The organism is Janthinobacterium lyxosi (assembly GCF_051380665.1).
Taxonomy (GTDB): Bacteria; Pseudomonadota; Gammaproteobacteria; order Burkholderiales; family Burkholderiaceae_D; genus Janthinobacterium.
On record NZ_JBNYXM010000011.1, the window covers coordinates 111,799 to 128,156 of the forward strand.

General features: G+C 64.7%; 9 protein-coding genes. 6 read left to right on the forward strand and 3 right to left on the reverse strand.

Features of this window, described 5'->3' with window-relative positions:
* Positions 1 to 138: 138 nt before the first annotated feature.
* Positions 139 to 2,832 carry a M1 family metallopeptidase gene (locus ACQ4WP_RS13910; protein ID WP_436521491.1) on the reverse strand — a complete coding sequence of 898 codons (2,694 nt, stop codon included), beginning with the start codon at positions 2,830 to 2,832 and terminating at the stop codon, positions 139 to 141.
* A gap of 251 nt (positions 2,833 to 3,083) precedes the next feature.
* Here ACQ4WP_RS13910 and ACQ4WP_RS13915 point away from each other — a divergent pair, with 251 nt between their 5' ends.
* Positions 3,084 to 3,707: a glutathione S-transferase family protein gene (locus tag ACQ4WP_RS13915; RefSeq protein WP_436521493.1), complete on the forward strand. Its 624-nt coding sequence runs from the start codon at positions 3,084 to 3,086 to the stop codon at positions 3,705 to 3,707.
* A gap of 101 nt (positions 3,708 to 3,808) precedes the next feature.
* On the opposite strand, the gene ACQ4WP_RS13920 is transcribed toward ACQ4WP_RS13915, so the two are convergent.
* Entirely contained in the window at positions 3,809 to 5,920 is a 2,112-nt protein-coding gene (locus tag ACQ4WP_RS13920; protein WP_436521495.1) for a prolyl oligopeptidase family serine peptidase, read from the reverse strand.
* Between the two features lie 179 nt (positions 5,921 to 6,099).
* Complete coding sequence (locus tag ACQ4WP_RS13925) at positions 6,100 to 7,731, reverse strand: CehA/McbA family metallohydrolase (RefSeq protein WP_436521497.1); 1,632 nt, start codon at positions 7,729 to 7,731, stop codon at positions 6,100 to 6,102.
* Positions 7,732 to 8,135: 404 nt separating this feature from the next.
* On the opposite strand from ACQ4WP_RS13925, the gene ACQ4WP_RS13930 reads away from it, so the two are divergent.
* The 5 genes from ACQ4WP_RS13930 to ACQ4WP_RS13950 are packed head-to-tail and all read left to right on the forward strand — an operon-like array spanning position 8,136 to position 16,288.
* Positions 8,136 to 9,443, forward strand: coding sequence for an MFS transporter (locus tag ACQ4WP_RS13930; RefSeq protein WP_436521499.1), 1,308 nt, complete (start codon positions 8,136 to 8,138; stop codon positions 9,441 to 9,443).
* A 10-nt stretch (positions 9,444 to 9,453) separates the two neighbouring features.
* Positions 9,454 to 12,006 carry a nitrite reductase large subunit NirB gene (nirB, locus tag ACQ4WP_RS13935; protein WP_436521501.1) on the forward strand — a complete coding sequence of 851 codons (2,553 nt, stop codon included), beginning with the start codon at positions 9,454 to 9,456 and terminating at the stop codon, positions 12,004 to 12,006.
* Positions 12,007 to 12,018: 12 nt separating this feature from the next.
* Positions 12,019 to 12,372: a nitrite reductase small subunit NirD gene (nirD, locus tag ACQ4WP_RS13940; protein WP_436521503.1), complete on the forward strand. Its 354-nt coding sequence runs from the start codon at positions 12,019 to 12,021 to the stop codon at positions 12,370 to 12,372.
* Positions 12,369 to 13,607, forward strand: coding sequence for an NAD(P)/FAD-dependent oxidoreductase (locus tag ACQ4WP_RS13945; protein ID WP_436521505.1), 1,239 nt, complete (start codon positions 12,369 to 12,371; stop codon positions 13,605 to 13,607). Before nirD ends, ACQ4WP_RS13945 begins: the two co-directional genes overlap by 4 nt.
* Before the next feature lie 11 nt (positions 13,608 to 13,618).
* Positions 13,619 to 16,288, forward strand: a complete 2,670-nt coding sequence (locus ACQ4WP_RS13950) for a molybdopterin-dependent oxidoreductase (RefSeq protein WP_436521507.1) — start codon at positions 13,619 to 13,621, stop codon at positions 16,286 to 16,288.
* The last annotated feature ends 70 nt before the right edge of the window (positions 16,289 to 16,358 follow it).

Sequence of the window (16,358 nt, forward strand, 5' to 3'; positions counted from 1 at the left end):
ATTTCCACTTTTTTCATGTGTTTCCCGTTTTATCCCTGCGCTCTGAAACAGCGTTTCAACCGGCTACCGCAATCTGCGAAGCCGGTTTTTTTTTGCCTGTATTTGTTCCTCCAGGCGCCGCGGCACCGGGAGGTCTTCTTACCCCGCCTGTTGCGCCAACCACGCATCGACCGCCGGCAGGCGCTCGGCGCGTACCTTGATGCGGTACTTGATGCCGGCCACTGAACTGTCGGCGTCGCCGCGCGCGCTGGCCGGCAGGTGCGCTTGCGCGTACGCTTCCAGCTTGGCGATCATGTCCGACTGTGCCGAACCGGCCGCCAGGCGCGGGAAGTAGCGGCTGCGCGAGCTGGCGTCGATGCGCGCATTGACTTGCTCCAGGTGCGCCAGCGCGAAGTCGAAGGCCAGCTCGGGATGCCTGCGCGAAACGCGCGAGATCATGGCCGGGCTGTTGGTCACGCCCGGTTCATCCGTCAGCGCCAGCGCCAGCGCGCGTTGCGCCAGGGCCGCATCGTCGCTCGAGGCCAGCAGGTCGTACAGCTGGTTCTTGACCAGCGGCGTCTTTTCCTGCTGCGCCTTGGCGTGCAGCTGTTCCCAGGTGGCGGCGTCCGCATGCTGCGCCACCACGCCCAGGATGGTGCGGCGCAGCGGCGCGGGCATGGCGGTGGGGTCCTGTTCGCTGGCCGCGTAGCGGCGGCGCGCCTCTAGCAGCACGCCCGGCTCGCCCATGTCGCCGAGGATGGAAATCAGGCGTCCGCGCAGGGTCGCCACGCTCGATGCTTCGCCCGCGCGCGCTTCCCAGCCCGTCTGCGCCATCATCGGCGCCAGGCGTGCCATGGCAAAGCGGCCGAAAGCCTGCTGGCGCGCGGCATCGCCGGCGTATTGTTCATACAGGCCGTTCAGCGAGCCGGCCACCCGTCCCAGCACTTGCGGATCGGCCGACAGGGGCGTGGCCTTCACCAGTTCCAGGAAGCCGGCCGGGTCTTGCAAGCCCGCCATGCCCAGCGACTGGCTGTCTGCCAGCAAGCCCAGTTGGTCGATCGGCGCCAGCCGCGCGAAGCTGCCTGCCAGCGCGCGCGTGCCGGCCGGCGCGTACAGCGTGCGGTAGTAGCCGCTCTGGCCCGCATTCACCAGCAGGGCGCCGCAACCGGGCACGTTCAGGGTGGCCTTGCCATCCTTGAGCACCACCTTGGCCAGTTTACCGTTGCCGACCGTCGAAGCGATCACCGGCACTTTCCACGACAGCGGTTTCTTGTCCGGCTGGTCCTTGGAAAATTCCGTCTGCGTCAGGGTCACGCGCGTGCTGCCCTTCCTGCACACGGCCTGGCCCACCGTGATCATCGGCACGCCTGGCTGCAGGGTGAAATCATGGGCGATAGCGCTGACAGGCTTGCCAGCGGCGGCATCGACTTCGCGCCACAGGTCGTCGGACACCGTATTGCCATACGCATGCTTGCGCATGTAGCTGCGCACGGCCGTGCGCCAGGTGTCGGCGCCCACGTATGCTTCGAGCATGCGGATCACCGCTTCGCCTTTTTGATAGGTGATGCCGTCGAAGGCCTGGCTGGCTTGCTCGACGGTGGCGATGCGCTGCACCACCGGATGCGTGGTGCGCAGCGCATCCTGGCTCATCGCCGACTCGCGCCCGCCCACGTTGGACAGGGCCGTGTTCCACTCCGGGTGCAGACGCTCCGTGGTGCGGCTTTCCATCCACGACGCAAAACCTTCGTTGAGCCACAGGTCGTCCCACCAGCGCATGGTGACCAGGTCGCCGAACCACTGGTGCGCCATTTCATGCGACAGCGTGGTGTAGATGTTTTCCTTGTCGGTCTGCGTCGAGATGGTCGGGTCGAGCAGCAAGCCGTATTCGAAGGTGAAGACGGCGCCCCAGTTTTCCATCGCGCCGAAGAACTGGCTGCGGCCCGGCGCGGCGATGTTGTCGAGCTTGGGCAGCGGGTAGCGCACGCCGAAATAATCGTTGTATTCGCGCAGCAAGGCGGCCGATTCATCGAGTGCGAAGCGGCTTTGCGCCAGCGCGCCTTTCTTCGTGATGACGCCCACTTCCGTGCCGTCGGCCATCGCCGTGGCGCGCTCGAAGTCGCCCAGGCCGAAGAACAGCAGATACGTCGACATGCGCGGCGTGGTGGCGAAATACACGTGCTTCTTGCCATTGCCCAGCTCTTCGCTGCTGGCGATCGGCATGTTGCCGACGGCCATCTGCTTGCTCGGTACGATCACGTCCAGCGCGAAGGTGGCCTTGTAGTCCGGTTCATCCCAGGATGGCAGCATGCTGCGCGCATCCGAATTTTCGAACTGCGTGTACAGCGCGCGCTGGCGGCCCTGCGGCGTGTCGTAGTCGAGCGAGAACAGGCCCGTCGCCTGCGTGCCGATCTTGCCGCTGTAGTCGATGCGCAACAGGTACTCGCCCTTGGCCAGCGGCTCGGCAAAATGCACGGTGGCCGTCTGCTTGTCCGCATCGAACTCGATCTTGCGCGTCACCTGTTTGCTGCCGCCTGCGCCTTCGATGGCGGCGGCGGTAAACGCCAGGTTCAAGGCATTGAAGGTGATGCTGGCCGTTGGCGTGTCGACAGCCACCTTGATGGCGGCTTCGCCCTTGAAGGTGGAGGCGGCGGCGTCCGGCGTGATCGACAGGATGTAGTGCAAAGGCGTGACGCCGCGCGGCAGCTGCGTGGTGGTGCTGGTGGCATGGCTGGCCGAGGCATATTTGACGGCCGGTGCGGCGTGGCCCGTGTTGAAAGCGGTGACGGCGGTCAGCGCCAGGACGGCGGCGGCCAGTTGGCTGCGGCGGAAACGCGGAGTCGGTGTGCGATGCATGGTATGCCCTTCGTTCATGGGTAAAACGCCCGCCGGCCGGGTAGGCTGCGAGCGTTGATGGCGGTTGGGGACATCGCTGGAACTGAAAGCCAGCGTTCCCGTATAGCAATCTAAGGTGAAACAGGGGCAAAGTCAACGCGCCAGGGCCGTTGCGTGGCTGCCATGCGCTGGTATGATGGGCGCTTGACTGTACTGCCACAGGCTGGTGCCGCACCTGATTTTCCACCACCATAACAAGACGAGACCTGCACATGAAACTGACTATCAGCCCCCGCACGCCCAATCCGCGCCGCGTCACCATGTTCATCGCCGAGAAGGGCATCACCGGCATCGAGGAAGTGGCGCTCGACCTGATGGCGGGTCAGCACCGCGATCCCGCCTTCCTGGCGAAAAACCCGCTGGGCCGCGTGCCCGTGCTGGAGCTGGCGGACGGGCGCGTGCTGACCGAGACGCGCGCCATCTGCACCTACCTGGAAGGCTTGCAGCCGGAGCCTAACCTGATGGGCGAAGGTTTTGAGGAGCGCGCCTTCATTGAAATGGCCGACCGCCGCGTGGAACTGCACCTGTTCAGTGCCGCCGCCAACTGGGTGCGCCATGGCCATCCGGCCCTGGTGGCGCTGGAAAACCCGCAGTTTCCCGATTTCGCCACGGCGCAGGCGGGCAAGCTGCGCGAGACGGCGCAATGGCTCGACCAGGTGCTGGCGCAGCAGCCGTATATCGCCGGCGAACGGTTTACGATTGCCGACATCACGGCCTTCTGCGCGCTGGAATTTGCGCGCGGCCTGATGAAGTACCGTCCCGGCGCGGAAGGCTTGTCGAACCTGCAGGCCTACCGCGACCGCATCGCCGAGCGTCCCAGCGCGCAGGCGAAGTAAGCTCCCCAAAAAAGAACGCCTGCGCCGGAATCCGGTGCAGGCGTTCTTTTTTCTAGGTGTCGTCAGGCCGGGTTTACGTCAACTGCCTTACTTCAGCAGCCTTACTTCAGCTGCTCCAGCAGGAAGGTGTAGGTCAGCGCCCACATCAGCGCCTGCTGGTCGTTATTGGCGGCGCCCGCATGGCCGCCTTCCGTGTTTTCCCAGTACAGCACGTCGTGGCCTTGCTCTTCCATCTTCGCCACCATCTTGCGCGCATGGCCAGGGTGGACGCGGTCGTCGCGCGTCGAGGTGGTAAACAGCACGCGCGGATATTTCTTGTCCTTGAAGACGTTCTGGTACGGCGAGTACTTGCTGATGTAGGCCCATTGTTCCGGCACGTCCGGGTCGCCGTACTCTCCCATCCACGAGGCGCCCGCCAGCATCTTGTTATAGCGGCGCATGTCGAGCAGCGGCACCTGGCTGACGACGGCGTTGAACAGATCGGGACGCTGCACCAGCACGGCGCCCGTCAGCAGGCCGCCATTGCTGCCGCCCATGATGCCCAGGTGGCGCGGGCTGGTAACCTTGCGCTTGATCAGGTCCTGCGCCACGGAGATGAAGTCGTCATACGCGCGCTGGCGGTTTTCCTTCAATGCCGCCTGGTGCCAGCGTGGGCCGAATTCGCCGCCGCCGCGGATATTCGCCAGCACATACACGCCGCCCTTTTCCAGCCACGCCACGCCGGTGGTGCCGCTGTAGCTGGGTTTCAGCGACACTTCGAAGCCGCCGTAGCCATACAGCACGGTGGGGTTGCTGCCGTCGAACTTCGTCTTCTTGCCCATGATGGCGAAATACGGCACCCTGGTGCCATCCTTCGACGTCGATTCGAACTGCTCCACCTTGTACGGCGCCGCGTCGTAGTAGGCGGGCAGCGACTTGATTTTTGTCCGTTTGTCGCTTTGCGCCGTGGCCAGGTACAAGGTGGTCGGGTTGAGGAAGTCCGTCACCGTCAGGAAGTACTGATCCGTGTCGACCGGATCGAGCGCGCTGACGGCCAGGGTGCCCAGTGCCGGCGCATCGACGGCGCGGCGCTGCCACTTGCCGTTCACGTGGCGCAGTTCCGTCAGGCGGTTCTTGACCTTGTCCAGGGTCGTCACGAGGATGGCTGACTTGGTCGGCGTGGCATTGTCCAGCGAGGACGTGGCCGTGGGTGCATACAGCACTTCCAGCTCTTGCTTGCCCTGCATGAAGGCCTTGAAATCCGTGGCCAGCAACGAGCCTTGCAGGTAGGTCTTGCCGTTCACTTTCCAGTCCGAGCGCAAGGTGATGATCAATTGATCGCGCACGGTAAATACGGTGGCGTCGTCCGGTTTCGGCACTTTCTTCAGGCTTGCGCCGTCGCGCAAAAAGGTTTCGCCGCTATAGAAATCGATTTGCCGCTCGATGAACTGGTGTTCGTGGCCGGGCGTGAAGTCCTTGTAAGCGCCGGCGCTCAGGTCGTCGGCCTTGGCTTGGTACAGCGTGTGCGCCTGCGCCAGCGGCGTGCCGCGCTGCCATTCCTTGATGATGCGCGGGTAGCCTGAGCTGGTCATGGTGCCGGGGCCGAAATCGGTGGAGACGAACAGGGTGTCCTGGTCGATCCAGCTGGCGCTGCCCTTCGCTTCCGGCAGGCTGAAGCCGCCGTCGACAAAGGCGCGTTTCGCCACGTCGTATTCGCGCACCACCTTGGCATCGCCGCCGCCGCGCGACAGGGAAATGAGGCAGCGTTCGCCTTTCGGATACAGGCAGGAGGCGCCGCCCCAGACCCAGTTTTCATTTTCGCTGGCGGCCAGCTGGTCGAGGTCGATCACGGTTTCCCAGGTCGGTTCGGCCAGCTGGTACTGCGCCAGAGTGGTGCGGCGCCAGATGCCGCGCACATGCTGGGCGTCGCGCCAGAAATTGTAGTAAAACTCGCCTTCCTTGCTGACGTAAGGAATGCGTTCCTTCGAATTGAGGATGGTTTTCAGGCGCGCCTGCAGGGCCGGGAAACCTGGCCGGGCTTCCAATTCTTTGGTGGTGACGGCATTGTGCTGCTTGACCCAGGCCAGCGGCTTGTCGCCGAGTACTTCTTCCAGCCACAAATGGGGATCGGCCGGCGCAGTGGACGCGGCGGGCGCGGGTGCCTGTGCATGGGCGATGCCCGCTGCGGCCAGGCCGAGCAGCATGCTGCCGGTGAAGGTGCGATAAGACGACATATGAGGTTCCTTGATGGGACGAATGGGGCCGTGTTGCACTCAAAACGGCGCACTCATGGTGCCATGGATTGCTGCGGGGAACCAGTATCTCGTGGATATCAGTAGAGGGATAGCATGTTTTTCCTACATTATTTGCTCTTGGCCCGGCAGGCCGTATATTCTGCGGCACGGGATGCGTCCTACGGTAATTGATTGACCCACACGGGCGCCGACCAGACGATATTGCCGTCATCCTGCGTCAGCCGCGCGTAATAGAAATGGGAGCCGGGCGGGGGCGTGACGATGATGCTGGCCTGGTCCGATACTAGTGTGACGGACCCGTTGTCGCCCGGCACGCCGTGGAAAATGGCGATGGCCGCCGCTTGCCTCCCGTCGCTGTTGCTGAAATGGGTGGCCAGCTGCAAAGGGCCGTGGTTATCGAAACGCTCGCCCATCAACTTGCCATTGGCCGTAAACAGCAGCTGCGCGTGCTTGTCCATGGTGGCAAACACGCGGCGCGCGCGCAGCGCTTCGAGGAAGCTGTCGCGTGTCACGGGCATGCCGGCGGCCGGGCTGGCCACCAGCACGGCCGTGCGGTTGCCGTAGGCCGCGCCCCAGTTGGCGCAATGATTGTCCTGGTTGCTGCTGAAGGCCACATGGTAGCCGGCCGCCAGGGCCCGGTTGCAGGCCGCTTCATAGTTGCTGCGCCGCGTCTCCGTTTCCTGGTCGTTGGTGGAAAAGGCGGACGTATTCATCACTTCGCACAGCACCATGGCCGCGTCGCCGTCCGGCGTGTAGCCCAGCGGCTGGCCGTTGACGAGAAACTGGCCCGTTTGCGCAGGATGGTTGAACTGGCCGATCCAGCCCCGTTCGCGCATCAGCGCGTACAGGCCCGCGTAATCACCCTTCGGCGTCTCCACCTCGGCCAGCAGCTGGCCCTGGGCATTTCTTTCCCAACCCAGCAACTGCTCGCTATTGATGATATTCAAATGGCCGCCCTTGTTGATGACGCCCCATTCCATGCCGTACAAGGCCAGGAATCCCGGGTGGGCGCTTGTATAGGCGGCCGCTTCGGCCAGGCCCGTCTGGTACAGGGCTATCGCTTTGGCAGGGGTGGCAGCGCCATTCGTGCCGTCGGAACCGTCATACATGTGGTTGTGCTCGGATGTCAGCAGGGCGTCGAGGCCATGTTGTTGCGCATATTGATAGGCATCGATGGGGCCGAAGGGCGCCGTTTGTGGTTCCTGCGCGCCACGGCAAGCGTCCAGTGCCGCACCACCGTCGCTGTGGCGCGTTTGGCTGTGCAGATTCGCATAGACGATGCGGTAGCCGGGCTGGCCTTCCAGACTGAGCAGTTGCTGCAGGCCGGCCTGGAAGGTCGGCACCCTGGGCGCCGTGCTGGCGCCCCGCTGCACCTGGATGTGCCATTGCTGTTCCACCAGAGATTCCTGCGGCGTGCCGGCGTCCGCCACGGCCAGCAGGCGCAACTGATACAAACCGTCCGGCGCCAGCATGCGCCGTTCGCGCGCATCGGCGTCGACGCGGCCATCCCAGGGCAAGTTCACGTTCTGGCCGCCAGCACCCACCTGTTCCGTGCCCGACCAGTGCCGCAGCACGGCGCCTTGCGGCCCAGGGCCGGACAAGCTCAAGGTCCAGCGCACCGCATGGGTGCGGCCTTCGTCGGGATAGGCGAGCCGCAGGACAAATGCGCGCGCCTGCGTTGTCCGTGTACCGGCCGCGGCGCGAAAGGGCGCGACGACGGTGGCATCGAGCTCGCTGTGTTCCTTCGGCTCTTGCGCGGCGGCAGTGTTGCTCCACGTAATGAGCAACACGCCGGCACACATGCAAGCGAGCCATGGCGGCCAGGGTAGCCAAAATCGGCGGCGCACTGTCTTGACCATCGTGGCCTCCCACTACTGCTTCAGATAGTAGTTAGACAAGAGTTGCCATTGCGGGTTCCCGCATGCACCAGCAAGTGGCGCTCTTGCACCGTGAGGTGCCACGATCTGGCGCAAAGCAGGTGTAAATGGTGCTGTTTGCCCGTCAATGAAGCTGGCACGGCGCTTGCTAAACAGAAGGTACGGATCAACGGCGATCCCCTGAATAAACGCACAACGGTCCAACGACGGACCACATGGACAACGGCGTCCGCTCTGGCTGATTTTTTTCATCGGCGGGGGCGGGCGCCGTTTTTGTTTGCATTTTTGTTATTTTCGGGATACTTCGGGAACCTATCATGGCCAGCCAAAAAGCAACGCGCATCGCGCTCTTCTCCCTCGCCACGCCGCCCATGCGCGCATTCCACCTGACGTGGATGGCATTTTTCGTGTGTTTCTTCGCCTGGTTCGCCTGTGCGCCCCTGATGCCTGTCATCAAGGGCGAGTTCGGCCTTTCCCTGGCGCAAGTGGCGAATATCAATATTGCGGCTGTCGCCATCACCATCCTCGTGCGCCTGATCGTCGGGCCATTGTGCGACCGCTACGGCCCGCGCAAGACGTATACGGGTTTGCTGCTGCTGGGCGCCATTCCCGTGCTGGGCGTGGCCGCCTCGCAAAGCTATGAAAGCTTTTTGTTTTTCCGCCTGGGCATCGGCGCCGTGGGCGCCAGCTTTGTCATTACGCAATATCACACCTCCGTGATGTTCGCGCCCCGCGTGGTGGGGACGGCGAATGCGGCCGCCGCCGGCTGGGGCAATGCGGGCGGCGGCGCAGCGCAGGCGCTGATGCCGCTGCTGCTCGGTGCCGTGCTGATGCTGGGCGTGTCCGAATCGCTGGGCTGGCGCATCGCCCTGCTGGTGCCGGGCGTGCTGATGCTGGTCATGGCCGTGCTGTACTGGCGTTATACGCAGGATTGCCCTGAAGGAAATTATTCGGACTTGCGCGCTGCCGGCACGGCCATCGAAGGTGGTAAAGGTGGTGGCAAAAGCGGCGGCTGGGACAGCTTCAAGGCGGCCAGCTCCAACTATCGCGTCTGGCTGCTGTTCGTCACCTACGGCGCCTGTTTCGGTATCGAGATTTTCATTCACAACATCGCCGCAGTGTACTACGTCGACCATTTCGGCCTGTCTTTGAAATCCGCTGGCCTGGCCGCCGGCAGCTTCGGCTTGCTGGCCCTGTTTGCCCGCGCCCTCGGTGGCTGGATGTCCGACAAACTGGCCCTGCGCGGCAACTTGAACAGCCGCGTGACCCTGCTGTTCATGCTGATGATAGGCGAAGGCGTGGGCTTGCTGTGGTTTGCGAAAGTCGACAGCGTCACCTGGGCCGTCATAGCCATGCTGGTCTTCGGCCTGTTCACCCACATGGCTTGCGGCGCCACGTATGCGCTGGTGCCCTTCATCGACAGCCGTGCCCTGGGCGGCGTGGCTGGCATCATCGGCGCGGGCGGCAACGTGGGCGCCGTGGCGGCCGGTTTCCTGATGAAGGGTACGGGCGACATCCGCCAGACCCTGATCATCTTGAGCGCGCTGGTGGTGATCTCGGCCCTGTGCGCCATCGCCGCCCGTTTCACGGGTCTGGCGGCCGAATCAAACATGGCCGCGGCCTGAGGAGAGCAGAATGAACCACCCCTTGAACATCGTCGTCCTTGGCCATGGCATGGTCGGGCATAAATTCCTCGAGCGCCTGGCCTTGGAAAACGCGCCGCACCTGTCCGTCACGGTCTTGTGCGAAGAGCCGCGTCCCGCCTACGACAGGGTGCACCTGTCGGAATTTTTCAGCGGCAAGTCGGCGGAAGACCTGTCCTTGGTGGCGCCCGGCTTTTTCGACAAGGGCAACGTCGTCTTGAAACTCAATGCACGGGCCATCGGCATCGACCGGGTGGCGAAAACCGTCACTGCCAGCACGGGCGAAGTGCTGGCCTACGACAAACTCGTGTTCGCCACCGGCTCCACGCCGTTCGTGCCGCCGCTGCCGGGCAAGGAGCGCGATGGCTGCTTCGTCTACCGCACCATCGAAGACCTGGAAGCCATGCTGGCCTGGGGCAGTAAATCCAGGACGGGCGTGGTGATCGGCGGGGGCTTGCTGGGCCTCGAATGCGCGAAGGCCTTGCGCGACCTCAAGCTCGACACCCACGTGGTGGAATTCGCCCCGCGCCTGATGGCCGTGCAAGTCGATGAAGGTGGCGCGCGCGTCTTGCGCCGCAAGATCGAGGAGCTGGGCGTGACCGTGCACACGCAAAAAAATACGCTGGCCATCGTCGACGGCGAAGCGGCCACGCACCGCATGCAGTTTGCCGACGGCAGCCACCTGGAAGCGGACATGATCGTCTTCTCGGCCGGCATCCGCCCGCGTGACGAGCTGGCGCGCGCCTGCGGCCTGGACGTGGGGCCGCGCGGCGGCATCGCCATCGACGACAGCTGCGTCACCTCCGACCCCGACATCTATGCCATCGGCGAATGCGCGTTGTGGGGCGGCCTGGTCTTCGGCCTGGTGGCGCCCGGCTATGAAATGGCGCGCATCGCTGCGCGCCACCTGCTGCAGGAAGAGGGCGAAGCATCCTTCAAGGGCGCCGACATGAGCACCAAGCTCAAGTTGATGGGCGTGGACGTGGCCAGCCTGGGCGACCCGCACGGCAATGCGCCCGGTAGCCGTTCCTACCAGTTCATGGACGAACGCAAGCAGATCTACAAGAAGATCGTCGTCTCCGATTGCGGCAAATACCTGCTGGGCGGCGTGATGGTGGGCGACGCCAGCGAATACGGCACCTTGTTGCAGATGATGCTGAATAAAATCGAGCTGCCGGAATTTCCCGAGTTCCTGATCCTGCCGCAGGCCGACGGCCAGCAAAAGGCCGGCCTGGGCGTGGACGCCTTGCCCGAGTCGGCGCAAATCTGCTCGTGCAACGACGTCTCGAAAGGCGCCCTGTGCGCGGCCGTCGCCGAGGGCGCCACCACCATCGGCGCCCTTAAAAGCTGCACAAAGGCGGGCACGGCCTGCGGCGGCTGCGTGCCACTGGTGACGCAGATCATGAAGGCGGAAATGCAGAAGCAGGGCCTGGCCGTCAACAACCACGTGTGCGAACACTTTGCGTACTCGCGCCAGGAATTGCATCATCTGGTGCGCGTGGGCAAAATCCGCAGCTTCGGCGCGCTGCTGTCCGCGCATGGCCAAGGTTTGGGTTGCGACGTGTGCAAGCCCGTGGCGGCGAATATCCTGGCTTCGTGCTGGAACGATTTCGTGCTGTCGCCCGTGCATGCGAGCCTGCAGGACAGTAACGATTACTTCCTGGGCAATATCCAGAAGGATGGCACGTATTCCGTCGTGCCGCGCATGCCTGGCGGCGAAGTGACGGCCGATGGCTTGATCGCCGTGGGCATGGTGGCGAAAAAATACGGTTTATATACCAAGATCACGGGCGGCCAGCGGGTCGACCTGTTCGGCGCGCGCGTCGATCAATTGCCGGCCATATGGGAAGAACTGATCGCGTCCGGCTTCGAATCGGGGCACGCCTACGGCAAATCCTTGCGCACGGTCAAATCGTGCGTCGGCTCCACCTGGTGCCGCTATGGCGTGGCTGACAGCGTGGGCTTTGCCATTCAGCTGGAAAACCGCTACAAAGGCTTGCGCACGCCGCACAAGATCAAGTTTGGCGTGTCCGGCTGCACGCGCGAATGCGCCGAGGCGCAGGGCAAGGATATCGGCCTGATCGCCACGGAAAAAGGCTGGAACCTGTACGTGTGCGGCAATGGCGGCATGAAGCCGCGCCATGCGGAACTGCTGGCGTCCGACCTCGATGAAGCCACCCTGGTGCGCTATGTCGACCGCTTCCTGATGTTTTACGTGCGCACGGCCGACCGCCTGCAGCGCACCAGCGTGTGGCGCGACAACCTGGAAGGGGGCCTCGATTATCTGAAGGCCGTCGTCGTGGCCGACCGCCTGGGCATCGCCCACGAGCTGGAAGCGGACATGCAGCACGTGGTCGATACCTATGCCTGCGAGTGGAAGGAAGCCGTCTCCAACCCCGCCGTGCGCCAGCGCTTCCGCCATTTCGTCAACAGCGAGAAGAACGATGAAAACGTGGTGTTCGTGGAAGAGCGGGGCCAGATCCGGCCAGCTACCGAGATTGAACGCCGCAGCACCGTGATCCCCATCCTTGCCGTGGAGGCGTGAGCCATGAATGCCATGAATGAACTTTCCGGCGCCACCGCTGACAACTGGGTGGCCATCTGCCCCTTGCTTGACATCGTGCCCGACACGGGCGTGTGCGCGCTGCTGAATGGACGCCACGTGGCCGTCTTCCGCGTCGGCGATGCCGCGCCGCGCGTGTACGCCATCGACAATGTCGACCCGAACGCTGGCGCTTCCGTGCTGTCGCGGGGCCTCGTGGGCAGCATCGGCGAGCGCGTTGTCGTCGCCTCGCCCATCTACAAGCAGCACTTCGACCTGGCCAGCGGCGAGTGCATCGAAGCACCTGAACACTCGGTGGCTACCTGGCCGGCGCGCGTGTTTGCGGACATGGTGTGGGTGGCCCTGTGAACCCGCCAGCCAAGGCAACTGCGCGCCCCTCGCTCGTGGTGGTCGGCAACGGCATGGCCGGCATGCGCACGGTAGAGGAACTATTGAAACTCGCGCCGGACCTGTATGACATCACCGTGTTCGGCGCCGAGCCGCATGGCAATTACAACCGCATCCTGCTTTCCCCGGTGCTGGCCGGCGAAAAAAGCGTGGACGACATCATGCTGCACACGCGCGACTGGTATGCGCACAACGGCATCACCCTGCACGCGGGCGACCCCGTGGTGCGCATCGACCGCAAGGCGCGAACGGTAGAGGCGCTGTCCGGCATCGAGGTGCGCTACGACCGGCTGCTGCTGGCCACCGGTTCCACGCCCTTTATCGTGCCCGTGCCGGGCCACGCGCTGCCCGGCGTGATCGGTTTTCGCGATATCGCCGACGTCGACACCATGCTGCAGGCGGCGCGCACGCACCGCCACGCGGTGGTCATCGGCGGCGGCTTGCTGGGATTGGAAGCGGCCAACGGCTTGCAGCGCCAGGGCATGGACGTCACCGTGGTGCACATGAGCGGCGCCCTGATGAACCAGCAGCTTGACGCACCCGCATCGATGCTGCTGAAAACGGCGCTGGAGGCGCGCGGCCTGCGTTTCCTGATGCAGGCGCAAACGTCCGCCATCATGGGCAGCGCCCGCGTGGAAGGCGTGCAGTTTGCGGACGGCAGCAGCATCCCGGCCGACCTGGTGGTGATGACGGCCGGCGTGCGGCCCAACATCTCCCTGGCGCAGGCGGCCGGCCTGCACTGCGAACGGGCCATCGTCGTCGATGATTGCCTGCAAAGCTATGACCCGCGCGTGTATGCGGTGGGTGAATGCGTGCAGCACCGGCGCGCCACTTTCGGCCTGGTGGCGCCCATATGGGAACAGGCGCGCGTGTGCGGCGCGCACCTGGCAGGCGCCGGGCACCGGCGCTACGTGCAGCAGGCCAGCGCCACCAAATTGAAAGTGACGGGCATCGACCTGTATTCGGCCGGCGACATCATCGGCGGCGAAGGCAGCGAAGACCTGGTGCTGCGCGATCCGCGCCGCGGCGTCTACAAGCGCCTGGTGGTGCAGGGTAAGCACCTCGCCGGCGCCGTGCTGTATGGCGACGTGCAGGACGGTCCCTGGTATTTCGACCTGATACAGCAGCGCCGCGACATCAGCAAACTGCGCGCCCATTTATTGTTTGGCCAGGCGCTGTGCGCCCAGGCCGCCTGACAGGAAACCCCATGACAAGCTGCACGCCCGTAAAAACCACTTGCCCGTATTGCGGCGTCGGCTGCGGCGTGGAAGCGACACGCCTGCCCGACGGCGCCATCCGCATTGCCGGCGATAGCAGCCACCCGGCCAACCTGGGACGCCTGTGCGTGAAAGGCTCGGCGCTGGGCGATACCCTGGACCTCGACAAGCGACTGCTGCAGCCGCAGGTGCGCGTCGACGGCGTCCTGCAGCCGGCTTCATGGGACGTGGCGCTGGACCAGGTGGCCAGCGGCTTGCGCGCCATCATCGCTGAACACGGCCCCGACGCGGTGGCCCTGTATGTCTCGGGTCAGCTGCTGACGGAAGATTATTATGTGGCCAACAAATTCATGAAGGGCTATGTGGGCAGCGCGAATATCGACACCAATTCGCGCCTGTGCATGTCGTCGGCCGTGGCGGGCCACAAGCGCGCGTTTGGCGAAGATATCGTGCCGGGCTGCTATGAAGACCTGGAACTGGCCGACATGATCGTATTGGTCGGTTCGAACACGGCCTGGTGTCATCCGATCCTGTTCCAGCGCATCGCGCGCCTCAAGGAAAGCCGGCCCGAAGTCAAACTGGTGGTGATCGACCCGCGCCGCACGGCCACCTGCGAGCTGGCCGACCTGCACCTGCCGGTGAAGCCCGGCACGGACGTGTGGCTGTTCAACGGCTTGCTGTGCCATCTGGCGCGTGTAGGCGTGATCGCCGACGATTTTGTCACGCGCCACAGTTCGGGGTTGGACGAGGCGCTGGCGGCCGCTCATGTGGACTGCGGCGATCCGCTGCAGGTGGCGAAAATCTGCAAGGTCGATCCGCACGCCTTGCTGGCGTTTTACCAGGCCTTTGCCGCCACGCGCAAGGTCGTCACGGCCTTTTCACAGGGCGTAAACCAGTCGTCCTCCGGCACGGACAAGGTCAACAGCATCATCAACTGCCACCTTGCCACGGGCCGCATCGGCCAGCCCGGCATGGGGCCGTTTTCGCTGACGGGCCAGCCGAACGCCATGGGCGGACGTGAAGTGGGCGGCCTGGCCAACATGCTGGCGGCACACCTGGAACTGGACAAGCCGCTGCACCGCGATACCGTGCAGACGTTCTGGGACTCGCCGCGCATCGCGCACCAACCGGGCTTGAAAGCCGTGGAACTGTTCCACGCGATCGAATCGGGCAAGGTCAAGGCCGTGTGGATCATCGCCACCAATCCGCTGGTGAGCATGCCGGACGCCGAGCAGGTACGCCGCGCGCTCGCTCAATGCGAACTGGTGGTGGTGTCGGACATCAGCGCCGCATCGGACACGAATGACCATGCCGACGTGCTGCTGCCTGCGCTGGGCTGGGGCGAAAAAGATGGCACGGTGACCAATTCCGAGCGCCGCATCTCGCGCCAGCGCGCCTTCTTGCCGGCGCCCGGCGCGGCGCGCGCCGACTGGGACGTGCTGTGCGACGTGGCGCGGCGCATGGGCTATGCAGGCTTCGATTTCAGCGGGCCGCAGGCCATCTTCGACGAGCACGCGCGCCTGTCCGCCTTCCGTAACGAAGGGACCACAAAGCGCCTGTTCAAGCTGTCGAACCTGCTGGCGCTGAGTGCCGCGCAATACGACGCCCTGGCGCCGCAGCAGTGGCCGCAGGGCCGGGCGCGCCTGTTCGGCGACGGCCGCTTCGCGCATGCGGACGGGCGCGCGCGTTTCGTGCCCACGGCGCCGCGCGCGCCGCGCAACGCGCCCGACGAAGATTATCCGCTCATCTTGAACACGGGCAGGGTGCGCGACCAGTGGCATACGATGACGCGCACGGGCAAGGCAGCCAAACTGTCGGGCCATGTCGCCGAAGCGTTCATCGACATCCACCCGCAGGATGCGCTGCTGTACAGCGTGCGCGAAGGCGAGCTGGCGCGCGTTTCCAGCGCCTGGGGCGCCATGGTGGCGCGGGTCGTGCATGGCGGCGGCATTGCGCGTGGCCAGGTCTTCGTGCCGATACACTGGAGCGGCGCGAATGCGTCCGACGCGCGCGTGGGCGCCGTCGTCAATCCCGTCGTCGACCCCGTTTCGGGCGAGCCCGAATTCAAGCACACGCCCGTGCGCATCGAGCAGTTCCGCGTGCACTGGCATGCGTTTGTCCTGAGCCGCACGCCGCTGGAGCTTGACGGCGTGGCGCACTGGACGCGCATCCAGGGCGAGCAGTTCCTGCGCTATGAACTGGCGGGCCGCCAGCGCATCGGGGACCTGGGCGCCTGGGCGCGCGCGCTGCTCGGCGTCACGGACGACAATGCCGACTGGCTCGATTACGCGGACGCCAGCGCCGGCGTGTACCGCGCCGTGCATCTGGACGAGGGGCGCATCGCGCAATGCGTGTATGTTTCGCCCCGTCCCGACCTGCCGTCGCGCAGCTGGCTGGCTGGCCTGTTTGCGCATGCGCAAATGGACGCGGCGGACCGCGCCGGTGTGCTGCTGGGCCAGCCAATCGGCAAGGGCGTCGACGCCGGTCCCACCGTGTGCTCGTGCTTTGGCGTGGGACGCAACACCATCTGTGCCGCCATCGTGGAACAGAAGCTGACGACGACGGCGCAGGTGACGGCCTGCGTCAAGGCAGGCGGCAATTGCGGCTCCTGCGTGCCGGAGATACGACAACTGCTGGCCGCAGCGCGCAGCGCAGCCTGATAATCTGTCCTTTCCGGCACGGCTTTGTTATATTGCCAGCTCTATAATAGAGAGGCAGTGTGATGACAGC